The following is a 25,087-nucleotide window of genomic DNA, read 5'->3' as shown; positions in this document are numbered from 1 at the left end:
GTTGCACCTGAAACTCCTTCGGAATGGCTGAAGGGAATCAGCGGATGAGTCCCATCTGGTGCAGGACAACATAGACGTCTTCACGGCGCTGGTCGAGCAGTTGGCCGTTGAACAGTGTGCGGTCCTTGGGAGCATCGCTGCTCTTGTAGAAGCGCAGGTCTTCGGGGCGTTTTCGCATGGTTCACCTCCTTTCCTGGTAGAAATTGCCGGAATTTGGGCACAACAAATAGAGCCAATGGAATTCATAGGAATTCAAGGCAAAAGAAGGCATAAATAGCCGACACTAATAAGGGGATTAAGCGGACCGGATCAGAAAACCCGAATCACCGTGCACAATTGCGCGTGCTTCCTGCAGTGGACCCCAACAAGAAGCTGGTTCCGAACTTTGGGGAAACTGCGCACCCGCGGCATGCTGCGTGGGTCCGCGCCTACAACTGATTACTCAGAACGCCACCCTGGAAAGGGTGGGCATGACATCCGCCGGCGGCAGGGCCGGTCCGGTAGGTCAGGAGTGGATCAGCGAGTCCAAAAACGGCGCGAATTATCAGCAGAGGCCGGGGCAGCAGTGACGGTCAACTTCCGTCCGCTAGTCAAAGTAATCATTTTCCCAACCTCCTTTTCTGGCTGACATGCAGCCTGCTGTGGCATTGTCACGGCTGACTGACCGTTGAATGCGCGCCTGGTTCCCGGCGGGTCGCTCTGGGAACAAGATATAAGCTACCCCATCAACATGGAGTTTGACCAGCGAATTCGCCGATTTGCTGAAAAGTTTTCTAAATTAGTTTCTTAGAGACCCCACCGGACAATTGCCGGGGTCCGTTTGTCCCAACCAAGCGTGCAGACTTTGGCTGTTCCCAGAATGAAGTGCCGGCCTTCTTTGGCATCCATTTCCAGCCAACGTGCCGTTAGGATTCGGGAGAAATGCCCGTGCGCAACTACAAGGACGTTGTCCATTCCGGACTCGAGGACGCGGCCAATGATCTTGTCGGCCCTGGCAGCCACCTCGTCCAGGGTTTCGCCATTGGGCACACCGTCGGTCCAGATGAGGTAGTCAGGGTTGTCCTTGCGGATGAGGTCGGAACTGATGCCCTCGTAGTCACCGTAGTTCCACTCAACGGCCAACGGCTCGTGCACGGCTTCCGGGTATCCGGCCAGCTCGGCAGTGCGTCGGGCGCGGCGCAGCGGCGAGGTCAGCACGAGGTCAAAGTCGATGCCTTCCAGGACCTTGCGCGCCTCAACGGCCTGCTGCTCACCTTCAACGGTGAGGGGAAGATCAGTCAGTCCCGTGTACTGGCCGCTCTTTGACCATTCCGTCTCGCCGTGGCGGAGGATCCAAAGTTGCGGACGCGGGGAAGTCGCAGCGGTCATGAGGGCTCCTCGGTTTCTCCGCGCGCCGGGGCGGTCGCGGACGGTGGCTCGGCGGGCGTGGATTCAGTTTCGGTCAGAGGCTCGACGACGGCGGACTCGGGTTGCGTTTCCCACCATGCCAAGAGCCTCCCCTCGGCTTCCTCCGGGGACAGCGGACCGTGTTCCATCCGCTCCTCCAGAAGGAACTTGTAGGCCTTGCCCACCACGGGGCCTGGCTTGAGTCCTAGGAGGGCCATGATCCGGGCACCGTCGAGGTCCGGCCTGACAGCTGCCAGCGATTCCTGTTCCAAGAGCGCCGTGATCCGGTGCTCAAGGTCATCGTAGGCGAAGGACAGGCGGTCGGCCTTGCGCTGGTTACGCGTGGTGACATCTGAACGGGTGAGCCGGTGCAGGCGGTCCAGCAGGGGACCGGCGTCCGTGACATAACGGCGTACCGCCGAATCGGTCCAGCCTGCATCGCCGTAACCGTAGAAGCGCATGTGCAGTTCAACCAGGCGTGAGACCGCCTTGATCGAGTCGTTGTCGAAGCGCAGCGCTTTCATCCTCTTGGCGGTGAGCTTCGCGCCGACAACGTCGTGGTGCCGGAAGCTCACCGCGCCGCCCGGTTCGAAACGGCGCGTAGCCGGCTTGCCGACGTCGTGCATCAACGCAGCGAAACGCAGCACGAAGTCGGGGCCGGGCACGGCACCGTCAGGACCCGTTTCCAGGGCGGCAGCCTGCTCCAGGACCTGGAGGGAGTGCTGGTAGACATCCTTGTGGCGGTGGTGCTCGTCGGCTTCCAGGCGCAGGGCGGAGACTTCGGGGAGGACGAACTCGGCCAGGCCGGTATCCACCAGGAGGTCGATGCCGACGCGCGGGTGGGCGCCGTTGATGAGCTTGACCAGTTCGTCGCGGACACGCTCGGCGGAAATGATCTTGATGCGGTCAGCCATTTGGGACATGGCGAGCCGGACGTCGTCGTGAACCGACACGCCGAGCTGCGACGCGAAACGGGCCGCGCGCATCATGCGCAGCGGATCGTCCGAGAATGATGCCTCGGGTGCACCGGGCGTGGCGAGCTCCGACGCGTGGAGGTCGCGCACGCCGCCGAACGGATCCACCAGCTCCAGGCCGGGCAGGCGCAGTGCCATGGCATTGATGGTGAAGTCGCGGCGGAGCAGGTCGTCGGTCAAAGAGTTACCGAATGCCACCACGGGCTTACGCGAATCGGGGTCGTAGGCCTCGGCGCGGTAGGTGGTGATTTCGATCTGGAAGCCATTCTTCTTCATCCCGATCGTGCCGAAGGCGCGTCCGATTTCCCAGAAGTTGTCGGCCCATTTCTTGATGACGGCGATTGTCTGGTCCGGCGTGGCGTCCGTGGTGAAGTCGAGGTCCGGGGATGTCCTTCCCAGGAAGAGGTCGCGCACGGGTCCACCCACCAAGGACAGCTCGAATCCTGCGTCGACAAAGCGCTGCCCGAGGTCGAGCACCACCGGATCGATGGTGAAGTTAACAGAAGAGCTGTCCAATACGTGCGCCATAGTCCCTTAAGCTTGGCAGATTTTTGCGCAGCGGTGGGCCACTGTTCCATGCGAAATCAGGCATGCGTCCGCGGAGCGTCTCCCGCAGTCCATCTTGTGGCCATGTCCCGGTCATCACTCCGGGGCAAGAGTCGTTAGAGTGGACCTCATGGCCAACCCGATCCCGAGCGCTCCTGGCAGGAGGACGAACGCACCGTTGCCGTCGGCAATCGGCGCACACGTCGCGCCTGCCCCGCAGCACCCGGTCCAGGCCTCGCTTCCCACTGTGGAGGAAGTGTCAGCGGGCGGCGTCGTAGTGGACACGTCCGACGGCGAACTCCGGGTTGCGATTATCGCCCGCCTTAATAGGGGTGGCCGGCTTGAGTGGTGCCTGCCGAAGGGCCATCCGGAAGGCCGCGAAAACAACGAGGAAGCAGCTGTCCGCGAGATCGCCGAGGAAACCGGCATCGAAGGCAGCATCCTGGCCCCGCTGGGCAGCATCGATTACTGGTTCACCGTGAGCGGCCACCGCGTCCACAAAACCGTGCACCACTTCCTGCTCCAGGCAACAGGCGGCGAGCTCACTATCGAGAACGATCCCGACCAGGAAGCCGTCGACGCCGCATGGGTTCCCATCCAGGAACTCGCCCGCAAACTGTCCTTCCCGAACGAACGCCGCATCGCCGATTTGGCACGGGAAGTGCTGCCCGAACACCTCTGACCCGGGTACATGGGACGATAAAGGCGATGTCTGAAGCCAAAACCACCGAGTCCGTTCAATCCGGAGAAGCACGTTCCAGCGCCATCATGGCCGCAGGAACGCTCGTTTCCCGGTTCCTTGGCTTCGCCAAAACGTGGATGCTCGGTGCCGCGCTAGGCCTTGGCTCCACGGTCAATGACACGTTCATTAACGCCAACAACCTGCCAAACCTGATTTTCCTGCTGGTGGCCGGCGGCGTCTTCAATGCCGTCCTTGTCCCGCAGATCATCAAGGCCAGCAAGGCCCCTGACCGCGGCGCTGACTACATCAGCCGGCTGCTGACCCTGGCGGTGATTGTCCTGCTCGCGTTGACCACGCTGGTGACCCTCGCGGCACCGTTGGTCATCGACCTCACCACGCAGGGGTACTCCGAACAACAAAAAGCCTTGGCCGTGACGTTTGCGTTGTGGTGCCTGCCTCAGATCTTCTTCTACGGGCTCTACGCCATGCTCACCCAGGTCCTGAACGCCCACGGCGCATTCGGCCCGGCCATGTGGGCGCCCATCCTGAACAACCTCGTGGCCATTGCAGGCCTGGGTATGTTCATCTGGATCCTCGGTTCAAACGCCACCAACCCGCACACTGTGGACAACTGGGGGCCCACCCAGACTTTCCTGATCGCGGGGTTCTCCACCCTTGGCGTGATCGCCCAAACGGCCATCTTGCTGATACCCGTCTTCCGGCTGCGCCTTGGCCTGCGTCCCCGCTTCGGGTGGCGCGGTGTTGGACTGGGGCGGGCCGCCAAGTTGAGCGTCTGGACTTTGGCGACTGCCGCCGTCGGGCAGTTGGCGTTCTTGTACGTCATGAGGATCGCCACCATTCCCGGTGCCGAGAGGCTCCGCCTGAACAACGCCGGGGACACAGCTGCTGCCGCTGTTCTGCCCGGCAACGCAGTCCTGGAAGTAGCGAGCCAGCTATACCTGTTGCCCCACTCGATCATCGCCTTGTCCCTGGCAACCGTCCTCTTTAACCGCATGACCAGGGCTTCGCAGGACGGCAACAAAGCCGAGCTGCGGGACGCCCTGTCCCACGGCCTTCGGACCATGGCTGTTGCTACGGTTTTCGGCGCCCTTGCACTCTTCGCCCTGGCCGGTCCGCTGGGTATGTTCTTCTCCGGTGGCGAAAAGCAGGACGGCGTCATGCTGGCCCAGACGCTGACCATCCTGGCGCTCAGCACCCCGTTCCTCAGCGCGAACTTCATGATGTCCCGCGTGTTCTACGCCAACGAGGACGCCCGCACTCCCTTGTACGTCCAGTTGCTGCTGGCACTGATCTATGTGGTGGGCGCTTTCTTCATCCAGTTCCTCCCCGCCGGCCAGATCATCTACGCCATCGCAGTCCTCTACACACTGGGCAACATTCTTTCCGTGGTCATCAGCGTCGTGTTCCTGCGCCGGTTGCTGGGCCACCTCGATGGCCCCCGGATCGCCAACTCGTATATCCGCATGGGTTACGCCGGGTTGGGTTCCGCACTCGCTGGCGCCCTCGCCTTGTGGCTTCTGGGAAGCTACCGGGCCGACGGTTTCGCGTGGAGCAGCCGCCCGGCCGCCTTGGTGACTGTCGTCGTCGTCGGGCCTGTGATGCTGCTGGCTTATCTGGTCTTGCTTCGCGTCTTCCACGTGACGGAACTCCGTGACCTCCTCCGCCCGCTGATGAGCCGCTTGGGTCGCGGCGCACCCGCGCCTGTTGACGCCGCAGCAGAGCCCACGACGGCGGCACGCGCCACGGTCTCGGACGATACCGGTTTGATTCCACGCATCTCGGGCGAGTTCGACGCCACCTCGTTCAGGGCCGGTCCGGCAGTCGAACCCCGGAGGGCCGCCCCGACGCCAACCCCCGACGCTCCAAAGTCCTACCTTCCCGAGGAGAACGAGCCCAGCACGGCCCGGGGCGGTAAGTTCCGTCCACAGGTCCCGTTGCCGGGCCGGCGCACCTACCAGGGCGACCCGGGACGCAATCCGCACTTCCCCACACATGGAAACCGCAGGAAGTGATCCGGTGCCGTCAACATGGGCGGCGGGCAGCCATCAGCTAGGCTAGAAACGAATATAGGTAGTTGCAAAAGCGGTTCAACCGGCTCGCCGGGCCACCCGCGTGCAGGACCCGCAGCTCCCGGACAGCCTAGGAGGAACACGTGTCCCACCCGATCGACGTCGGATCAGTGCTTGGCGGCCGCTATAAGGTCACGGCCACCGTATTGACCTCGCATGACCAAGATCAGGTGCTCGACGGCGTGGACCAGGTCCTCAACCGTCCCGTGAGCATCCTTGTTGCCGGTCCCGGAAACGCCGAGCAGGTTGCCCAGAGTGCCCGCGAAGTTGCCACGGGGGAGCGCCCCGGCCATGTCCAGATCCTGGACCTCGGCATCAGCGACAACACCACGTATCTCATCACCAACCACAGCACCGCGCCGGATTTGCTGGACCTGGTGGTCGCCACCAACCCGCCGTATATCGAGCCGTTCTTCACGGAAACGCTCGGCAGCGAGATCTTCGGACAAGCGCGTACCTACGAGCCCGAAACCTATGACGGCCTGTACGAGGACGACGAACATGAGGCCGCTTACATCCAGTACGACGAAAACGGCTACCCCATCCCGTCTGAGTCCGAGGGTGAAGCGGAGCCTGAAACGCCTCCCACCCGGGCCGGGAACGTTCCTCCCATGCCCGCCGCCAGTCCGTCGTCCTCCAAGAGCGGCATTGCCGGAAAATTGGCTGCCGCTGCCGCCGGCGCAAGTGCGGCGGGAGTCGCCGCTCTGAGGAACGCTGGTTCCAAGAACAACGACGCCGATGCTGCCGCGAATTCGCCCGCCGCGTCGGCGCCGCCGCCTACCCAAGCTGTCACGTCCCAGCCCGCCCCTACCCGTGATCCGGCCCCTGCCCCTGAGCCGGCCCAATCCAAGGTTTCCTTGTGGTCCGAGCAGGATTACGACTTTGCCGACGGCGGTGCCTCCTCGGGTGGGGGAGCTGCCGCGGGGGCTGCTGGCAGCGGCGCCGAGGCAGGCTATGACCGGGCCGCGAGCAGCTTCCCGGCATCATCGGCGGTCACCGACGATTACGCCGACGAGGAAGTCTACGAGGATGAAGCCCCCGAGCGTGAACCCCGTTCACTGCGCTGGCTTGTGGGTGGTCTGCTCGCTGCAGTCCTGATCGTGGGACTCGTTCTCGCGGTGACCAACTTGGGCAGCCTCTTTCCCAGTGGCGCACCTGCAGCAACCCAGAGCACGTCCAAGCCGCAAACTTCCGACACCGCCACCGATGAACCGACGCCCACAGAAACTGCCGCCCCCGCGACTCCACCGGCAATTGACAGCATTACGCGTCTGGGGACGTTCGACTTCGCTGCCACGTTCGACAAGGACCTTGTAAAAGCCTTTGACGGCAACGCCGCCAGCTACTGGTCGGACATGGAATTCGCATCGGCCGACTGGGGCGGACTGTCCGAGGAAATGCCTCTTGTGGTCAAGCTGAAGAACCCTGCGGAGGTCAAGTCCGTAGTCCTGAACCAGCTGGGCGGCTCCGGTGGAAGTATCAGCGTGTACACCAACGACCGTCCTGCCATGGACGGAGCCAAGCTGGTAGGCACCAACAGCTTCACCTCACCGGAGCTCACAATGCCCTTGGCAGCACCGACGCAAACCCAGTACGTCATTGTGGTCATCAAGACCCTGCCCAAGCTGGCCGCACCAAAGACCCGTTTCGGATTCGGCCTGCGCCTGGCTGAGGTCACCATTCAGTAGCCGGTCCCAGCTCGGCTTCCGCAGTCCAAGTAGCAGCAGGTGCCCTTTTGGAACCCTTAAAACGGCACCTGCTGCTACTTTCTTTTGCCACACCGTTTGCCCCGCAGCAGCTCGACTTGTGACTACTGATGCACCCGGTCATCCGACGTTGCCGCTTCGGTCCAGTGTCCTCCCAGACGGTACCCTGAATGATGGTGGCTTTTAGGGTCCCCAAAGCCAACGGAATATTTGGGGCGAAACAGGGGTTGAGTCAGGTGGCTGCCCCGAAAGCCGCAGCATCGACTAAGGAAGAGGTTCACGCCACGTGAGCATTGCAGAAAACAGCGCATCGCAGGTGCGTGACGTCATCATCGTAGGTTCAGGCCCTGCCGGCTACACAGCCGCCGTTTACACCGCCCGCGCCAACATGAAACCTCTGCTCATTGCCGGTTCAGTCACTGCTGGTGGCGAACTGATGAACACCACGGACGTTGAAAACTACCCGGGATTCCCCGAGGGAATCATGGGTCCCGACCTCATGGAGAACTTCGAGAAGCAGGCTGCCCGTTTCGGCACTGAGATCCAGTTCGAGGATGTCACCGAGCTGGATCTCGAAGGCGACATCAAGACCGTGACAATCGGCACTGGGGAGACTTTCCAGGCGAAGGCCATCATCCTGTCCACGGGTTCCGCCTACCGCGAGCTCGGCTTGGCGAATGAAAAGCGACTTTCAGGCCACGGTGTTAGCTGGTGTGCAACCTGCGACGGTTTCTTCTTCAAAGACCAGGATATTGCTGTCATCGGTGGCGGCGACTCGGCCATGGAAGAAGCGCTCTTCCTCACCAAGTTCGCCAAGTCCGTAACTGTTGTCCACCGCCGAGATACCCTCAAGGCTTCCAAGATCATGGGCGACCGCGCCCAGGCCAACGAGAAGATCAACTTCGTCTGGAACACGGCCGTTGAAGATGTCCTTGGCGGTGACAAGGTCACCGGCCTCAAGTTGAAGAACCTGGTTGACGGCACAGAATCTGAACTCGCAGTCACCGGCGTTTTCGTGGCCATCGGCAACGATCCGCGCACAGATCTCGTCAAGGGCAAGGTTGATCTGACGCCCGAGGGAACCATCGCGGTGGAGGGTCGGAGCTCCCGAACCAACATCAAGGGCGTGTTCGCTGCAGGCGACGTCATCGATCCCACCTACCGCCAGGCCATCACGGCTTCCGGTTCCGGTTGCGTGGCCGCACTCGACGTCGAACACTACCTCGCGGACCTGACCTCCTAAGCTGCATCCAAGCAACCACACGAAGGGAAAAGTTATGAGCAACGCTAAAGACGTAACAGACGCAAGCTTCAGCACGGACGTCCTGGCTTCCGAGAAGCCGGTCATCGTGGACTTCTGGGCGGAGTGGTGCGGCCCCTGCCGTAAGCTCGGCCCCATCCTCGACGAGATCTCCGTTGAGTACGGCGACAAGGTTGACGTCGTGAAACTCAACGTCGATGACAACCCTGCCATTGCCGCGGAGTACGGCATCACCTCTATCCCGGCTGTGTACTTGTTCAGCGGGGGAGAAGTGAAGAGCACTGTCATCGGAGCCAAGCCGAAGCAGTTCTTCGAAAAGGAATTCGCGGACGTCCTGTCCTAGTTCCTCACAGTTTGCCGAAAACCGGCAGTTGCCGCTCCCAAAACGAGCGGGAGCTGCCGGTTTTTCTTTGTTCTGGATGAGATATACCGATTTTGGTTACCTTTCGTCATATCTTCCACGGAGTGCCCTTCTGCTGGCTCATTTGCTGGAACTTCACTTGTCCCTACCTGGGGTAGGGACAACTTTCGTCCTTCCCGCCTCTCTGGAGCTTCCAAATCGATACTCCGGAAATGCCTTCCTGCCGCGAGGCGTTGTTGTCCCTTGGACCAACTGGTGGGCTATCCGGGCGTCCATGCGACCGGCAGTCGTGAGACACGCAGTCGTGAGACCCGCAGTAGTGAAATGCTCAGTGGTGAAAAGACTAGTCGGGTAATCACGAATGTCAGTGGAGCCCCTGCCTCGAGCAGAGTCTCTGGTAGCCGGGTTCCCGAGCTTTGGGGTAGCTGGGCAAACGGGTCCGGGACTGAAGTAGGTGTAGGTGTAAGGGATCTTAGGGGAGGTGGTGTCTGGACAGCACTGATTCGTCGGTCCCAGCACTCATTCGCCATGATTCCTGTTCGGATGACGCGGCTCTCGGGATTGTGCTCCACGTCGACTCAAGACGCGACGTTCTTGAGCCTCGGTCACTCAGTTCTTCAACGCAGTGATGTTCCAGACCTCCTCGGCCGTGTTTCACGTGAAACACGAGCTTCCCAGTGCGTTGTACCGGATCAGGCATCCGGATAGCAGCTGGATGCGGGCTTTGTGGGTGTTTCGCACGAAAAAGGAATCCGCCCGTGCTTTGATGCCGAGTGAAGTCCGCATAGTTCTTGCCTGCAGACAACACGGATGTTTCACGTGAAACCCGGCAAAGTATTTCGGCCTTTGGAACCGTGTCACCCGCGCATAACGTCCTCGCTAGCCTGATGCCCGCTGCTCGAAGCATGCAGCCCGTAGCCCGTAGCCCCTGGCTCTTAGCCCGTCGCCCGTCGCCTAGGGCGGAAGGACTGGGGTAACAGTGTCAGGAGCCTGAGCGTCCCCCTGGCCAATTGTTAGCTGCTGAATTCGGAGAAGCCACCCACGAAGGAAGTACCCAAGTAACGGAGACCGGATCAACTCCTCGTGAACTTCAATTTCGGCCTTCCCAGTCCAGTGTTCCTACCTATATGGCTTTCAGTCGTCCTGACCGTGCCCACGTCCCCGCCAGCGCGGCTTTCAGTCGTCCCTACTGAGGCTTACAGTTGTTCAAACCGTCCCATCGCAGTCCTTCCCGCCGTGCTCACAGTAGGACCAGAGGAGCCAACGCGAAGCACGCCTCGACGGCGTTTCAAGTATTTAGATCCGCCAAACCTCACTCGGAGGCATGCGAGTGACGGTTCGTTTTCGCAAACGCGGCGTTTCCGAGCGCTGCCAGGATCGCATTTCGTGCGGACTCCTTATGCAAGCCCCACACGGGCTACATCGCCACCAACACAGCACTCAGCACTACATGCGTTGGTGACAGGCGGATTGTTGGGTGACTCTTCCGGATTCGACGTCTAAGTGGGCATATGAGCAACTGGCGAAGGGGTGGTGGCCTCTTGGTGGCGGATACCAAGGCAGTGCGTAGGCAATCGCTTTGAGTTCCCAAGCCTCGTGGTGGCCAACTGAGCCGTCTGATTTCGAAGCACCACAGGGGTTCGGCGGGTACTCCTGTGATGCCATTGCGGCACCTTGTGGCCCATTGACCGACTTACCGTCAACCTCGTCAGCATGCGTCAGACCACGGCTCATCTGGCGGCAAAATACCACTGCCTATCTTGTCCATACTAGTCGATAGCTAGCATCCTCCGCCTGAATCTGCAGAAGTCTTGTGTCGATAGCCTGGTAGAGCCCACTAACGCCGTTGATTCGTCTGCGCTAAGCGTGCCCACGTCTGTGTTTCACGTGAAACAACCCGTTGATCACTTCCTACGTATCGCGCCGGCTGGTGGGCATGCACCAGTGATAGACCGTTCCAGCAGAAACCCGCGGCATCTACCATGGTCCAAATACACTGAATGGGTAGAGAACTAGGTTTCCTTCCCAGGCAGGAGGCACAAAATGGTAGGTCTACCTTCCTTCGAGGTATGGCCGAGGAGTCGACCCCGGGCAGCGAGTGCATACGCCGCCCCGAGTGACCCCGCCGGAAACCAAAGACAGACAGGACCCAGAATCCGACCTAGTGCCGGGGGGCCGACCGCGCTGGCACCAAGACAACTGCTGAATTTCATGCACCACGATGCCATCACCCTACAGGCTGCCGTAACCCACGGTCAGAATTGCAGCAAACCAATGGCCGATACTGGCGACCCGGCAACTTGGCGAAGACGGAGGACACAACGCCCGGAAAGGGAACTATTCAGCATGCACTTAGTCAGTGACGTATCCGCCGTCCCGAGATGGCTGCTCCTACGGCCCGCTGACCGAAGCCTGTCACACGATGAGATGGGACCCATGGACATCCGGCCGGCCCGCTCGTCGGACGGCCATCAGCGGTCCCTCAGGCAGGCCTTCTGGACGTCGGACCCTCCGCTGTCTGAACTGGAATTCGGGACGCGTTCGCGGTGTCACACGAGGACAACTCATCTTACGAGCAAACACAAACAGTCATTGCTCGGCCCGTCAGGTGGACCGTAGCCAGAAGGGAATTGCAGACTGCTTACGGAGGCACGGCAGGCCCTGGAGCCCGATACTCTGGAAGACTCGCCGCTGATCGCCTGAGCGTGCTGCACGACGAGGTGGGGGCACACCCACTAACCCGACTAGCGGGAGAGCGCACGCCCTCGAACCCGCAATCACGACAACGAGTCAGCAATGTTTCACGTGAAACTGAGGCCAACATCCTAGTGGCGATCCCTTTTGCGCACCTGGAGTATTCCGTTGGTGAGACCAGTGCGCCTTCGATCCAAAGCCGGTTCTCCTCCGCGTTGAACGGCTGGGCCAAGACTTTCCCCTTCAGCCGGTGCGATGAAGCGGACCTCCAGGAACAAGGTCAGCAATTGCTGCGCGACCAGCCGTTGCTGCTTGGCAAGAGACGACAGTTGTCAGTCCCGCTTCGCATCCAGTCCAAGGGTTGGCAAAGACCTCAGAGACACTATTGAACGCACCTACCCAAGCTGCCACTTTGATCCCCGAATGCCACACGAGCATCCCCATGCCCCGCAAGGAATCCTGGAGAATATTGACCCAAGCTGTGTAGTCGTCGTTGGAACCACCCGGTCAGTAAGGCGAAAGTGTGATCTAAGACATCCGATCTATTGAACGGCCTAACCCGAAACTATGACTGTCCTGGAGATGCTGGCCCGGGCTCGGACTCAGCCCGCTCCACAATGACCAACGCTTTTCGCCGACCCCAAGACAACAGCTATGCCAGGACCTACGGCATAGCTAAGCGAATAGGCTCCTGTCGGGACTTTGCCGTGCAGAGCATTGGCAAGCCAGGCATGCGACGACCGTAGGTTAGGGACGCTCGACTGGCTGATCCAAGAGGATTGGCCCACAACTTATGCACAGTGTTATCCACAGGCTTATCCACCGGTCATGATCTTACCCACAGCACGGCCCGTTATGTCGATATTCGACCACTCGGACGCTCGCGCTTGCCGGCCCCGCTGTGACGAAGCGTATAGTCGCCCCTGACCTCACCTGCGTCTCACGTAAGGCTTGAAAAGCAATGCAAATACGCGAATTTCCGGGCTACTGTGTGCTTAATCTCGTACGAGGCTTCCGATTGACCAGGACACGAAGAAAGCTAGTTCTCAAGTCAACTATCGGCGAGAAGCGTGCTCGCCCCGAGGTCGTCCAATGACGCGGGAGAGGCGTCCTATCCACAGTGATATCCCCAAAGTTATCCACAGCCTTATCCACTGGTGAATCTGACACCCATGTGGGTTCTCTCGACGCTGAGCAAGGCCCGTGCAGAGCATCCGCACCGGCTCTGTTTCACGTGAAACATTACCGAAGGAGTTCGAGGCCTGGCTCCAAACAAGCCTACCTTTGGTTCGCATCCGGACAGCAACACAGTGACGACAAAACACACTGACGATTACCCGATCCACTGTCCAGGGAGCCGGCCGGAACCTGCATCCACAACATCAGATCATTCTCTTGCGACAAGGCCAGCACGGACCGGTCATTGGTCAGGCGCCGGGCATCTGTTCTGGCTCCAAGTCGGTAACCCTGGCCATCCGCTTCCTAACACGAGAGCCGTACGCCAACGCTTGCTGCCTTCCTCCACGCAATAGGCCATGCGCCCACGGGGGAGTGCTGACATCAGAACCACAGCCTGCCCCAAAGAGTACTCACGACAGTGGCATCGGTCGCCGGTCTGCCAAGGACGATGGACGTGCAGCATCATCACCGCTTCGTGAAGGGTCAACGCGTAGTGGAGACATGCAGCTAGAGGCTTCGCGATTCCTACCAGACCTGCCCTCGTGTTGGGCCGAGCGAACCGACGGGACGTGCCAACCCATCTATCCGACGGGTACTCACTCAGCCAGCTCTAGTCCACAAAGACCAAAGCCTTCACGGCTCTGAAGCTTCGTTGCGCCGAGACCCGCGGCAATCCGACATTGGCGCCAGCAGCTTCGGCGTTCCTCTGTGCATACCCATTACCCACTGCAAGGTGAGGCTGGCTCCGATGCAGCATTCGGCCTTGGAACACCACGAACGCCAAGTACGCAAACATTCAGGAACTTTACGTGTACTGCGCCTTCGTCTTCATTGGGACATCAAGGTCATTCTTCGGATCCCGTTGCCGTCATCGGGGTTGACGCTGCCGTCATCCGGGTTGACGCTGCAACGATGCCTTTCATCGTGAAGCTGAAGCGCGCTCTAGACCACGTTTCAGGAATGACACCGCACTGAGCGGGCTGACATTCAACGGCATTTTCCAGCGGGAAGATCGCCTGCGAGAACGAGGCAGGACTGACTAGTGCCGTCGCGGTCTACGTTTCCCCTTCAATCCTTTGCTGGTGTTCCTCAGCAGCATCGGCGGGCCCAAATCGCTTTCGGCGTCCGCGTAGACGCTGGCCAAATCCCACAACTGCGCCTTCTCACCGAGGAAACGCTCGCCGACACCAGGAAGTGAACGCTGACGTCGTAGACACGTCGATCGCGTTTCCGACGTTCCACTAGCAATTGTCTAGGGAAGAGCAGTACAGCCCGCGATCACGGTCAGCCTGGTTGTTACCCTACCCGGCGGCTTCCCACACTCCATGCTGACTGCAAACCAAGGGTGGCTCTTCTGCTCGCATAGGAGGCTACCGGCTGACAGACTTGCCAGTGGCCTGCCCCCTTCAAGCATGCAGCTCGCTAAGGACACGATCCTGCACGACGAAGGTTCATGCTGTTCGTTGAATCCTCGGCGGAGATAGCAACCGCAGTCGTTTCAATCCAGACTGGAGAAACGACCGTGATTCAATCCAGGCTGCATGGACGACGTTGTTTCACGTGAAACAGGGGACCGATACGTCTTCCGTGGGGATAGGAGGAAACTTGTTCGAGAGAATGATCATATGTCCATAACTCCAAATGGTCCCGCCAGAATCTAGATGCGCCAAGACCCCAGAAGTCACCGTCACCGTCAGCGTCACCGTCACCGTCACCGTCACCGTCACCGTCAGGCGAACTGTACGGCGATGACTGAAGTGTTCGCTGTTTCACGTGAAACAAGGAGCCGTCGTCAGCCGCCACGTTCCTTATGCCTGGCATTGCCATGGACTCAACAACTGCCGGCAGAGACCCATGCGCCCAGCGGTTCGATGTGAAAGTGGAGGCTAGTCCGGGGTTTCCCCAGCATACGGGCCAAATGTACTCTGATGGACTGCCGAAGCGCAGCAGTCGGACTAAGAATAGGACGCAACCGTGCCTACCGTACGCACGGAGCTCCAAAATTCAGTGTATCGCTGACTGGCAGTTGCCTCGGGAAGCTGTGTCGACGCGCTAGCGTCGGCCACAAAGGAACGCGAATGCCAGCAAATGAGTTCAGTCCTAAGTCAGGGACGGGTACCGCGCATGTTTCACGTGAAACAAGGACAAACCGAGCAAGGCAGGTCAATGCAAACAGGCGATAAGTGTCCATCAAACGCTCTATAAGTTCCGTTGGTTCGTGTTGAGCAGTGAATGTGCACTTGCCCCACCGAGATCGACTGTGGCGACCCTTTGCCGCCCATCGGAGCAATCACCTTCGAACAAGACCTATTTTGGCCAGGTTCTCAGAAAGAGTTCGCTCGGCCTTGGGAAGACTTGGGAAGTAGGGATAGGACCTGGCGGCGTCAGATGCCGCAAAGAGTGTGCTTTCTAGGCACAAACACCTCCTAGAAGCCCCAGAACGGCGCCAGACGCTCCCAAATCGTCCTAGATGCATCTCTAGCAGCCATTCGCTGTGAAATCTTGTCGCGCGGCCCCACAGGCCTATTGTTGTCCAAGTCCCATCTGACTCAAAGTTCCCACTAACACCCGAGACAGGCAGCCCCCAGTCTCACCCATCCTCAAGTCACGGACACCCAGACCGACTGCCAGAAATACGAAAAGCGAACGACAAGTAGTGTCTACAGCTACACGCGAGTACCGGCACAAGCGCCGCACCCAGACCTTCGAGCTGCCCACGACCTCAAACCTGACAAGACACCCAGCGCCCACTAAAACAAGCCAACCTACAGCCCCCTCGCACCTCCCCATGGCGCCGCTCACTATGTTTCACGTGAAACCATGTCGCAAAGCTCAAACGGTCCAATGAACGTGCAACCAGGTGAGACTGTCAGGCACAAAGCCAACGACTCTCGAAGACAGAAATGGGGCCTGCTCCAAGAGCAAACCCCATTCAGTTGGTAAAAAATCTAGTCTTCAGACCCCGGACCCAAAACATCCATGATTCGGTTGAGATCCTCTACACTCGCGAATTCAATGCTCACACGGCCTTTTCGTGCCCCAAGGGTAATCTTCACGTTAGTGTCCAAACGATCCGAGAGGGAGGATGCCAGGTAATCGAGGCGTTCATGGCGTGCGTTCGGCTTGGGAATGCTGTTCTTAGCCGGCGTAGTGGGATCTTGGTAGAGAGCCACAGCCTCTTCAGTTGCCCTGACGGACATCCCCTCGGCCACAATCTTCTGCGCGAGGCGTTCCATGGCAGCAGCATCCGGAAGGGCAAGCAAGGCACGTGCATGACCAGCGGACAAAACGCTTGCTGCCACACGACGCTGAACCAGCGGAGGAAGCTTGAGCAAGCGGAGAGTGTTCGACACCTGCGGCCGGGATCGGCCGATGCGGTCGGCCAGCTGCTCATGAGTGGTTCCGAAATCCTCAAGGAGTTGCTGGTAGGCAGCAGCTTCTTCAAGGGGGTTCAGCTGGCTGCGGTGCAGGTTCTCAAGAAGAGCGTCACGGAGAAGGTCGTCGTCAGTTGTGTCCCTGACAATCGCTGGGATCGTTTCGAGTCCTGCGGCCTGGACTGCACGCCAACGACGTTCACCCATGACCAGCTCATACGGTTCTCCACCCTTTTCGGTTGAAGTACGTACAACAATTGGCTGGAGGACGCCGATTTCCTTGACCGAGTGCACCAGCTCAGCCATGTCATCTTCATCGAAGACCGAGCGAGGCTGTTTGCGGTTGGGATGAATGTCCGTTACTGCGATCTCGGCAAACCGGGCTCCGGGAACCTCCACCAGGTCAACCTCCGGAGCGGGAGGTATGGCAGCAGTCCGTGCCTCTGCGTCGCCGATGGTCACATCATCGGAGCCGGAAGCGCGCTTGGTGCCAGCATCGGAAGCCGCATTCTTAGCGGGCGAAGCTTTGGTTGCACGCGGTGGCTTGCTGGCGGCCGGTTTCGAGGGCCCCTTCGCGGGAGCAGCCGTCCTGGCAGGAGCGGAAGACTTAGCCCCTGCTGGCTTCGAGGCAGTCGTTTCAGCAACCGATTCCTCGTTCGGAACTTCAACCGAGGGCTCGGCTGTCTTCCGGGCTTCCGGGAAAAACAGATCCACGGGACGGGACGGCGCAGTGCCATTACCCTGGGCCGCGGCCGAGCTAGGAATGAGAGCCCCAAGACCCCTGCCGAGGCCCCTTCGCTTTTCGCTCATTGATTCATCCCTCCGATGGAATAGCCGAGCACGGACCGGCTCAAGCTGTTGCAGTGTTTCAAGAATTCTAGCGTTCAGCGATTTCGGCAGCGGCTTCCATGTAGGACAGCGCGCCGCTGGAGGAAGGATCGTACGTCATGACCGTCTGCTGGTAGCTCGGTGCCTCGGAGATCCGTACCGAACGCGGAACAACGGCACTCAAAACCTGCTGGGGGAAGTGCTGCCGGACCTCGGAAGCCACCTGCGCCGCAAGGTTCGTCCGGCCGTCATACATAGTCAAGAGGATCGTAGAAACAACCAGGTCTGCATTGAGGTGCTTCTGGATCATCTCGATGTTCTTGAGGAGCTGGCTGAGACCCTCCAGCGCGTAGTATTCGCACTGGATGGGGATGAGGACCTCACTGGCAGCGCAGAAGGCGTTGACGGTCAGCAGGCCCAGGCTCGGCGGGCAGTCGATGAAGATGAAGTCCAGCCGGCCTTCGCCGTTCTTCTCGCGTTCCTTGGCGTAGACATCGATGGCGCGGCGGAGTCGCTGTTCGCGGGCAACCAGTGAAACCAGCTCGATTTCGGCACCAGCCAAGTGAATGGTCGCAGGAGCGCAGATCAGGTTTGGAATGTCCGGGCATGGAGCTACGACTTCCTTCAACGGAAGGTCGTTGATCAGGACATCATAGATGCTGTCTACATCGGCGTGGTGCTCAATGCCCAGGGCGGTGGAAGCGTTGCCTTGGGGGTCGATGTCAATCACCAGCACATTGAGACCCGCGGAAGCCAATGCTGCAGCGATGTTCACTGTGGTGGTGGTCTTGCCGACGCCACCTTTTTGGTTGGAGACAGTGAAGATCCGTGTGCCGTCCGGCTTTGGCAGCTCGCGGCCGATCAGCCGCTCGCGACGACGGGTCTCGTTGGCCAGCTGACGCGCGATGGGGCTGGAATCGTCAATGGAATCCATGAGGTTCGGCACTCCATCTGGGACGGTTTCACGTGAAACGGCAGCATTATCAACCGAATTAGTGCGCACGATCGCTGACTGAAGAGACGCAGAGGGTGTGGCCATGGCCCGCGCGGACCCCAAAGACATAAACGGGGGGATTCGTTGCGTGGAGGTTTCACTACTGCCCACTGGTCACACTCTCACTCTCATTCGGCGCTTGCTGCCGTTCTCTAGCCTAACCGCTCAGCCGCCGACACGCGGGAAACCGAGCGGGACCTAGGCCGTCTTTCCGGGCTTGTTGACGATGATCCTCACCACGGTGGTGGGTTCCTCCAAAAGCTCCTGTCCACAAACCACAACGGACGTTTCCACGCCGCCGAGTTTGCGGATGACCTTCTTGGCTTTCTCAATCTCTTCTTCGGCGCTTCTACCCTTGATGGCCACCACTTCGCCGCGACCGTTCAAAAGGGGAATGGTCAGGCCAGCCAGATTGCTCAGCGCCGACACCGCACGAGCGGTAACAACGTCTGCATCCACCATGCCGACCGCGAGCTCAGCCCGTGTCCTCATGATGGTCACGTTCTCAAGGCCAAGGTCATCGACGACTTCCTGGAGCCAGATGACACGACGTTCCAACGGTTCGATCAGCGTCAATTCGAGATCCGGGCGGGCAATCGCAAGGCAGAGGCCCGGCAGGCCGGCGCCGGATCCGACGTCGGCAACATGGCTGTCCATGGCAATGGCGGACTCGATCACTGCACAGTTCAGTACGTGTCGACTCCATAGCCGCGGAATCTCACGGGGACCAATCAGTCCGCGTTCGGTTCCTGACGTAGCCAGGTGCTCCACATAGCGCTTGGCAAGATCCAAGCGCTCCCCGAAGATCTTCTCTGCTGCTTGCAGTTCCGCTGAGGTTATTTCAACCATGAGCCGTTAGTCAGCCGAAACTACGATGTGACGGCCGGCGCCTTCGCCCTCAGACTCGGAGACGAATCCGAGGTCGGCAACGGCGTCGTGGACAATCTTGCGCTCGTAGGCGCTCATGGGTTCAAGGGCTACGGTTCCACCGGATTCCTTGACCTTGGCTACGGCGTCTTCGGCGATCTGCTGCAGAACACCCGCGCGCTCCTTGCGGTACCCGTTGATATCCAGAACCAGGCGCGAACGGTTTTCCGTAGCGGAAAGAACCGAGAGACGAGCCAATTCCTGCAAGGCTTCGAGGACCTCTCCGTCACGGCCCACGAGGCTGTCCAGTGCAGCGGATTCTTCATCCGCGCCGATGGAAATGTACGTACGGCCGTTACGGACCTCGATGTCGATATCGCCGTCGATATCAGCAATATCAAGAAGTTCCTCGAGGTAATCGGCGGCAATGTCGCCTTCCTCTTCCAGACGGCTGGCCGTCTTGGAGGGCGTCTCTTCCTGGGTCTCTTCCTGGTCTTCAGTCACAGCAGCAATAACTTCTTCAGTGCTCTCAGCAGACATTACTTCTTCTTCCTGTTCTTACGTTGTGGCTGGACGCGCTGGGCCCGGAGCTCGGCAGCAGCAGCGGCCGCCGCTTCGGCTTCGGCGGCTGCGTCCGCAGCGGCGTTCGCGTTCTTCTTGCCTCCCAGCAACGGCGGCAGACCCTTCGCCGCGCGGCGCTCCTCCAGTGCCTTGGCGGCAGGGGAACCCGGGGTGGGCATACGGCGGATGACGAAGAACTGCTGGCCCATGGTCCAGAGGTTGGTGGTGGTCCAGTAGATGAGGACACCGATCGGGAAGTTGATGCCACCGATGCCGAACACGAGCGGCAGGATGTAGAGCATCATCTTCTGCTGGCGCATGAAGGGGCTGGCCATGGCCTCTTCGGACATGTTCTTGGCCATGATCTGCTTCTGCGTGATGAACTGCGAAGCAGTCATGGCGAGGATCATGATGATCGACAGAGTCCAGACGGCCACTTCGGTGCCCGGAACACCACCGTGCAGCAGCGATGCCGACAGGGGTGCGCCAAAGATGCTCGACTGGTCGAACTGCACAACCTGCTCATGGCTCAGGGCACCAATGCCCTCACCGGCGTTCTTCGCTGTCGATATACCGGACAGCACCTGGAACAGCGCAAAGAAGAACGGCATCTGGATCAGCATGGGCAAACAGGCCGAGAACGGATTGGTGCCGTGCTTCTTGTAGAGCGCCATCTGCTCCTGCGCCATGGCCTGGCGGGAGAGCTGGTCAGTCTTGCCCTTGTACTTGGTCTGCAGCTTTTTCAGGTCCGGCTGCAGCAACTGCATTCCGCGCTGGGCCTTGATCTGCTTGACGAAAACGGGAATCAGGGCGGCACGGATCACCAGCACGAGGCCGATGATAGACAACGTCCATGTCCAGCCGTTGGCGGCAGGCAGGCCGATGAAGCTCAGTCCGTCGTGGAAGCCAACCATGATGATTGACACCAACCACTTGAACGGAAACATGATTGTTCCAAAGAAGTCCATACGATATCCCTATTCGTTAGGCCGCAGAGCGGCCTTCTTCATCAGCCTGAGCAGCCAGAAACTGGTCCGGGTTGTTCAGTACAACAATTGTGGGCGTCAGGCCATCAGGCCAGTGACGATGGCCGGCGGGGACGTGATCCACTCCACCGGCATTCCAGGGGTGACATTTGGCGAGCCTTTTGGCTGCGAGCCAGGTCCCCTTCACGGCGCCGTGCACCGTCACTGCTTCCAAGGCATAGGCCGAGCAGGAGGGGAAGAAACGGCAAACCTGGCCGTACAGGGGCGAGACCACCTTGCGGTACGCCTTCAGCAAAAGAATGAGGATATTGCGGGGCAGGTCCCAAAGGAACGTGCCAACCACCGCCGGCAGATTCCTTCGCGGAACCTTGCCGGAGGGGTCGCTTGAGGAAGGAACGACGGCGGTGCTGATGTCATGCACGCGGTGTCCCTTCCGTAGTGGTGCCGTTGTGTTTCGGCGAGGCCATGAGTGGAGCTGAGCCACTCAGTCGCTTCGTCGTCACTGCCAATGCGGCGTTGTAGTCCGACAGCAGTTGCTCCCAGCTGGCAGATGCAGCTGCGGGCAATGCCCGGACTACGACCGCCAGGCCTGTTCCATGCGTGTGCAAGGAAAGTGCGCCTGCTTCTCTCAGTCTCCTCTTAACGAGGTTCCTGGTCACGGCGTTCCCGACGGCTTTGGAGACAATGAAGCCGATTCGACTCGGCTCCCCGGCTCCGATAGGAGCCGTATATAACACTAAGTTCCGGCGTCCATTGCGGACGCCGGAACGTACAGTTGTTGAAAAGTCGGTAGACGTCCGCAGACGGTTAGGGGTGGCTAGCACCGTCGAACCCGCAAAAAGACCCTGACCGACAAGTCAGTTATTTACGCCGACAGTTCGACGCGGCCCTTGCCGCGACGGGCAGCCAGGATGGCGCGGCCGGCACGGGTGCGCATACGAAGGCGGAAGCCGTGCTTCTTGGCCCGACGGCGGTTATTCGGCTGAAAAGTCCGCTTGCTCACGTTAGTTACTCCAGTGGATCAAAGGTGCGCCCACCCGATCAAAAAAGGGGAAGAACTGGCCGACGCTAAGTTTTGTATGTGCCTGCCGCCGTTGCCTTCCGCACGGTGAACGTACGGAGTTACAACTGATCTCAAAAGCGGACACAAAGGACTTCACAACGTTAGGGCAAAAAGGCACCCTCAGTCAAACTGGGAGCTTGCCGCGGGGCTATCCACAGCTGTGCCCAACCAGTGTTCCCAGCCTGTGGATGAAGTGGCTCACAGGCCGCAATCGGGAACAACAACGGTGTAATTATCCACAGGCAACTTCCCAGCTATCTTCTAGCGATTCGATCCCCTAGAGTGGCTCAGTAGCCCATTGTCCACCCGCTGTGTATAACTCTGTGGATTACCGCCCAGAACAGCGCCGCCGGAGAGTGACTCTGGCTGCCAGCAACGCCGGCAAGCAAGTATTTAGGAACTGATTGATGACAGTAGACGAAGCCAACCACGCCAACACTGTCGGAAGTTCCTGGCGCAGGGTGCTGAGCCTTCTGGAGCAGGACGACCGGGTTACACCCCGCCAGCGCGGTTTCGTCATCCTCGCCCAAGCACAGGGCCTCATCGGTTCAACACTGTTGGTAGCTGTTCCCAACGAACTCACCCGCGAAGTCCTGCAGACCCAGGTCAAGGACGCTCTCGACGATGCCCTCCGGAACGTCTTCTCGGATGACATCCGGTGCGCGATCGACGTCGACACCGATCTGGTGCCCGTCCATGCAGAGCCCGAACCCGCCGTCGAACTTTCCGCGGTACCAGACTTTGCCGAGCCGAAGCCGCAGCCCACACCGCCGAGCACATCGCATGAGTTCGGCCGCCTGAACCCGAAGTACATTTTCGACACCTTCGTGATCGGCTCCTCCAACCGCTTCGCTCACGCAGCCGCAGTGGCGGTGGCCGAAGCTCCGGCCAAGGCGTACAACCCGCTGTTCATCTACGGCGACTCAGGGCTGGGCAAGACGCACCTGTTGCACGCGATCGGGCACTACGCCCGCCGGCTCTACAGCGGTATCCGCGTCCGCTACGTCAACTCCGAAGAGTTCACGAACGATTTCATCAACTCGATCCGGGACGATGAAGGCACCAGCTTCAAGACGACGTACCGCAACGTTGATGTCCTGCTGATCGACGACATCCAGTTCCTGGCAGGCAAGGACCGTACGCAGGAAGAGTTCTTCCACACCTTCAACGCCCTGCACAATGCCAACAAGCAGGTTGTCATTACGTCCGACCAGCCGCCCAAGATGCTGGCAGGCTTCGAGGACCGCATGACTTCACGCTTCGAGTGGGGCCTGCTGACGGACATCCAGCCGCCCGAACTTGAAACCCGCATCGCGATCCTCCGCAAGAAGGGCCTTAGCGAAGGGCTCTCCGCCCCGGACGACGCGCTGGAGTACATCGCGTCCAAGATCTCCAGCAACATCCGTGAGCTCGAGGGCGCGCTGATCCGTGTCACGGCGTTCGCAAGCCTCAACCGCCAGCCCGTGGATGTGGCCCTTGCGGAGATGGTCCTGAAGGACCTCATCACTGACGACGGCGCCCAGGAGATCACGGCGAAGCAGATCCTGGACCAGACCGCTGACTACTTCAAGCTCAGCATGGAAGAGCTTTGCAGCAAGTCCCGCACCCGCACGCTGGTGACCGCCCGGCAGATCGCCATGTACCTCTGCCGCGAGCTGACGGACATGTCGCTGCCCAAGATCGGCCAGGAGCTCGGAGGCCGGGACCACACCACGGTCATTCACGCAGACCGAAAGATCCGCGAGCTGATGGCAGAGCGTCGTGTGATTTACAACCAGGTCACTGAGCTGACCAACCGCATCAAGCAGCAGCAACGCGACTCCTGAAATCCACATCCCGCCCGCCACTACATACCTTATTAACAGGTGCATGTGGATAACCCTGTGGATACTTAAGGGGACAAGCGTGGTTAATGGGCTTAAAACCCTTAAGCCGTCTGTGGATCGTTAAAAACGGCCCTGGGAGTTGTCCCCATCCACACCCTGTTTAAAACCCAGTTAACGCACAATCCGTGAACAGGGCTTAACCGCGGAACTCCGCGGCGAGATCGAGTTATCCACAGTTTCCACAGCAGTTATTAACACTACGAATCCCAAAAAATTGAAATCCCTCAAATAACAATCTCTTTCTGCCACCCACCGAGCTGCGGCCAAGGCCTGGCCCGAGGCCAGCCTGCGGCTGTCCACATAGGAGGGGCCGGGCCGCTGGGGATGGGTTAATCGCGGATCTTCCGGCTAAGCTGTCAGCAGCGCTCCCATCCCTGGGTCTGTTTTGTAGTTCGTTGAGTGCGAACCATGCAGGTTCCGATGCTGGATCGTGCAGATTTGGTGGATTCCAAGCTGGAATCCGCAGCTATACATGGCAGCAGCAATGAAAGGCGGCACCCTTCCGTGAAGTTCAGAGTCGACCGCGACGTCCTGGCAGAAGCCGTTACGTGGACCGCGCGGTCGTTGTCTCCGCGGCCGCCCGTACCGGTACTTTCCGGTCTCCTCCTCAAGGCCGAGGCAGGAACCGTCAGCCTCTCGAGCTTTGACTACGAGACCTCGGCACGCTTGGAAATCCCGGCGGATATTGCCACTGAGGGAACCATCCTGGTCTCCGGCCGCCTCCTTGCTGATATTTGCCGCAGCCTTCCCTCGGCTCCTGTGGAGGTGGAGACCGATGGCAGCAAAGTCACACTCACGTGCCGTCGAAGCAGCTTCCACCTGGCAACCATGCCTGAGGGCGAGTACCCGGCACTTCCCGCACTTCCGGCCATCAGTGGAACGTTGCCGGGTGACGCCTTCGCCCAAGCTGTGTCCCAGGTGATCATCGCGGCCAGCAAGGACGACACCTTGCCGATCCTCACCGGTGTCCGCATGGAGATCGAGGATGACCTGATCACCCTCCTGGCCACGGACCGGTACCGCCTCGCCATGCGCGAAGTACCGTGGAAACCGGTCACTCCCGGCATTTCCACCAGCGCACTGGTGAAGTCCAAGACCCTGAACGAAGTTGCCAAGACTCTGGGTGGCAGCGGCGACATCAACCTCGCCCTCGCCGACGATGACAGCCGCCTCATAGGCTTCGAAAGTGGCGGCCGCACCACCACTTCGCTGCTGGTGGACGGCGATTACCCCAAGATCCGATCACTTTTCCCGGATTCCACGCCCATCCATGCAACGGTTCAGACGCAGGAACTTGTGGAAGCCGTGCGCCGTGTCTCCCTCGTCGCAGAACGAAATACACCCGTCCGCCTGGCCTTCACGCAAGGCTTGCTGAACCTGGACGCCGGCACCGGCGAAGACGCCCAGGCATCCGAAGAACTCGAGGCGCAACTCTCGGGTGAAGACATCACTGTGGCCTTCAACCCGCACTATCTCGTTGAAGGCTTGAGTGTTATCGAGACCAAGTACGTTCGGTTCTCCTTCACCACTGCGCCCAAGCCGGCCATGATCACGGCCCAGGCGGAAGCAGACGGCGACGACCAGGACGACTACCGCTACCTCGTGATGCCGGTCCGCCTGCCCAACTAGCCGGCAGCTGCGCCGCCCAC

At 59.9% G+C, this 25,087-nt stretch carries 18 protein-coding genes; 7 read left to right on the top strand and 11 right to left on the bottom strand.

Going from position 1 to position 25,087, the window contains the following annotated elements; translation table 11 throughout:
• Positions 1-37 precede the first annotated feature (37 nt).
• The 3 genes from ACFRJ9_RS08860 to ACFRJ9_RS08850 form a co-directional block, all read right to left on the bottom strand.
• On the bottom strand, positions 38-178 hold the full coding sequence (locus ACFRJ9_RS08860; protein ID WP_172323635.1) for a hypothetical protein: 141 nt from the start codon (positions 176-178) through the stop codon (positions 38-40).
• A 608-nt stretch (positions 179-786) separates the two neighbouring features.
• A complete protein-coding gene (locus ACFRJ9_RS08855; protein WP_377666520.1) occupies positions 787-1,368 on the bottom strand; it encodes a histidine phosphatase family protein in 582 nt (193 codons plus the stop codon).
• Positions 1,365-2,888 carry a CCA tRNA nucleotidyltransferase gene (locus ACFRJ9_RS08850; protein WP_377666519.1) on the bottom strand — a complete coding sequence of 508 codons (1,524 nt, stop codon included), beginning with the start codon at positions 2,886-2,888 and terminating at the stop codon, positions 1,365-1,367. Before ACFRJ9_RS08850 ends, ACFRJ9_RS08855 begins: the two co-directional genes overlap by 4 nt.
• Before the next feature lie 196 nt (positions 2,889-3,084).
• Here ACFRJ9_RS08850 and ACFRJ9_RS08845 point away from each other — a divergent pair, with 196 nt between their 5' ends.
• The 5 genes from ACFRJ9_RS08845 (at position 3,085) to trxA (ending at position 8,988) form a co-directional block, all read left to right on the top strand.
• Complete coding sequence (locus tag ACFRJ9_RS08845; protein ID WP_090822121.1) at positions 3,085-3,588, top strand: NUDIX hydrolase; 504 nt, start codon at positions 3,085-3,087, stop codon at positions 3,586-3,588.
• A gap of 26 nt (positions 3,589-3,614) precedes the next feature.
• Positions 3,615-5,621, top strand: a complete 2,007-nt coding sequence (murJ, locus tag ACFRJ9_RS08840; RefSeq protein ID WP_377666518.1) for a murein biosynthesis integral membrane protein MurJ — start codon at positions 3,615-3,617, stop codon at positions 5,619-5,621.
• 140 nt (positions 5,622-5,761) lie between these two features.
• A complete protein-coding gene (locus ACFRJ9_RS08835) occupies positions 5,762-7,366 on the top strand; it encodes an ABC transporter substrate-binding protein (protein WP_377666517.1) in 1,605 nt (534 codons plus the stop codon).
• 304 nt (positions 7,367-7,670) lie between these two features.
• Positions 7,671-8,627: a thioredoxin-disulfide reductase gene (gene trxB / locus ACFRJ9_RS08830; RefSeq protein ID WP_377666516.1), complete on the top strand. Its 957-nt coding sequence runs from the start codon at positions 7,671-7,673 to the stop codon at positions 8,625-8,627.
• Positions 8,628-8,661: 34 nt separating this feature from the next.
• Entirely contained in the window at positions 8,662-8,988 is a 327-nt protein-coding gene (trxA, locus tag ACFRJ9_RS08825; RefSeq protein WP_021473158.1) for a thioredoxin, read from the top strand.
• A 6,839-nt stretch (positions 8,989-15,827) separates the two neighbouring features.
• Here trxA and ACFRJ9_RS08820 read toward each other — a convergent pair.
• The 8 genes from ACFRJ9_RS08820 to rpmH form a co-directional block, all read right to left on the bottom strand.
• Positions 15,828-17,063 (bottom strand): ParB/RepB/Spo0J family partition protein, encoded by a 1,236-nt coding sequence (locus ACFRJ9_RS08820; RefSeq protein ID WP_377666514.1) that lies wholly within the window; start codon positions 17,061-17,063, stop codon positions 15,828-15,830.
• Between the two features lie 67 nt (positions 17,064-17,130).
• On the bottom strand, positions 17,131-18,144 hold the full coding sequence (locus ACFRJ9_RS08815; RefSeq protein ID WP_377666512.1) for a ParA family protein: 1,014 nt from the start codon (positions 18,142-18,144) through the stop codon (positions 17,131-17,133).
• A gap of 129 nt (positions 18,145-18,273) precedes the next feature.
• A complete protein-coding gene (gene rsmG / locus ACFRJ9_RS08810) occupies positions 18,274-18,924 on the bottom strand; it encodes a 16S rRNA (guanine(527)-N(7))-methyltransferase RsmG (protein ID WP_377666510.1) in 651 nt (216 codons plus the stop codon).
• Positions 18,925-18,930: 6 nt separating this feature from the next.
• The gene (locus ACFRJ9_RS08805; RefSeq protein WP_377666508.1) at positions 18,931-19,482 is read right to left on the bottom strand and encodes a protein jag; all 552 of its coding nucleotides are present in this window, start codon (positions 19,480-19,482) and stop codon (positions 18,931-18,933) included.
• Positions 19,482-20,471, bottom strand: coding sequence for a membrane protein insertase YidC (gene yidC, locus ACFRJ9_RS08800; protein WP_377666507.1), 990 nt, complete (start codon positions 20,469-20,471; stop codon positions 19,482-19,484). The genes ACFRJ9_RS08805 and yidC overlap by 1 nt, the downstream gene beginning before the upstream one ends.
• 16 nt (positions 20,472-20,487) lie before the next feature.
• On the bottom strand, positions 20,488-20,973 hold the full coding sequence (gene yidD / locus ACFRJ9_RS08795; protein WP_377666505.1) for a membrane protein insertion efficiency factor YidD: 486 nt from the start codon (positions 20,971-20,973) through the stop codon (positions 20,488-20,490).
• Complete coding sequence (rnpA, locus tag ACFRJ9_RS08790; RefSeq protein ID WP_377666503.1) at positions 20,903-21,313, bottom strand: ribonuclease P protein component; 411 nt, start codon at positions 21,311-21,313, stop codon at positions 20,903-20,905. The genes yidD and rnpA overlap by 71 nt, the downstream gene beginning before the upstream one ends.
• Positions 21,314-21,354: 41 nt before the next feature.
• Entirely contained in the window at positions 21,355-21,492 is a 138-nt protein-coding gene (rpmH, locus tag ACFRJ9_RS08785) for a 50S ribosomal protein L34 (RefSeq protein WP_011776797.1), read from the bottom strand.
• Positions 21,493-21,959: 467 nt separating this feature from the next.
• Here rpmH and dnaA point away from each other — a divergent pair, with 467 nt between their 5' ends.
• Both dnaA and dnaN read left to right on the top strand, forming a co-directional pair.
• Positions 21,960-23,378 (top strand): chromosomal replication initiator protein DnaA, encoded by a 1,419-nt coding sequence (gene dnaA / locus ACFRJ9_RS08780; RefSeq protein ID WP_281449853.1) that lies wholly within the window; start codon positions 21,960-21,962, stop codon positions 23,376-23,378.
• A gap of 564 nt (positions 23,379-23,942) precedes the next feature.
• Positions 23,943-25,067 (top strand): DNA polymerase III subunit beta, encoded by a 1,125-nt coding sequence (dnaN, locus tag ACFRJ9_RS08775; protein ID WP_377666501.1) that lies wholly within the window; start codon positions 23,943-23,945, stop codon positions 25,065-25,067.
• The last annotated feature ends 20 nt before the right edge of the window (positions 25,068-25,087 follow it).

The organism is Paenarthrobacter sp. NPDC056912 (assembly GCF_042786555.1).
Lineage (GTDB): Bacteria > Actinomycetota > Actinomycetes > Actinomycetales > Micrococcaceae > Arthrobacter.
The sequence above is the reverse complement of the archived record's forward strand: the minus strand, read 5'-3'. Positions and strand labels throughout refer to the sequence as shown.

What these genes read in the sequence shown, in the direction of transcription:
- trxA (WP_021473158.1), top strand. Translation starts at nt 8,662, where the DNA reads ATGAGCAACGCTAAAGACGTAACAGACGCAAGCTTCAGCACGGACGTC.
- ACFRJ9_RS08805 (WP_377666508.1), bottom strand. Translation starts at nt 19,482, where the DNA reads ATGTCTGCTGAGAGCACTGAAGAAGTTATTGCTGCTGTGACTGAAGAC.
- dnaA (WP_281449853.1), top strand. Translation starts at nt 21,960, where the DNA reads ATGACAGTAGACGAAGCCAACCACGCCAACACTGTCGGAAGTTCCTGG.
- ACFRJ9_RS08820 (WP_377666514.1), bottom strand. Translation starts at nt 17,063, where the DNA reads ATGAGCGAAAAGCGAAGGGGCCTCGGCAGGGGTCTTGGGGCTCTCATT.
- rsmG (WP_377666510.1), bottom strand. Translation starts at nt 18,924, where the DNA reads ATGGTTGAAATAACCTCAGCGGAACTGCAAGCAGCAGAGAAGATCTTC.
- yidC (WP_377666507.1), bottom strand. Translation starts at nt 20,471, where the DNA reads ATGGACTTCTTTGGAACAATCATGTTTCCGTTCAAGTGGTTGGTGTCA.
- ACFRJ9_RS08860 (WP_172323635.1), bottom strand. Translation starts at nt 178, where the DNA reads ATGCGAAAACGCCCCGAAGACCTGCGCTTCTACAAGAGCAGCGATGCT.
- murJ (WP_377666518.1), top strand. Translation starts at nt 3,615, where the DNA reads ATGTCTGAAGCCAAAACCACCGAGTCCGTTCAATCCGGAGAAGCACGT.
- ACFRJ9_RS08815 (WP_377666512.1), bottom strand. Translation starts at nt 18,144, where the DNA reads ATGTCTTTGGGGTCCGCGCGGGCCATGGCCACACCCTCTGCGTCTCTT.
- ACFRJ9_RS08855 (WP_377666520.1), bottom strand. Translation starts at nt 1,368, where the DNA reads ATGACCGCTGCGACTTCCCCGCGTCCGCAACTTTGGATCCTCCGCCAC.
- ACFRJ9_RS08850 (WP_377666519.1), bottom strand. Translation starts at nt 2,888, where the DNA reads ATGGCGCACGTATTGGACAGCTCTTCTGTTAACTTCACCATCGATCCG.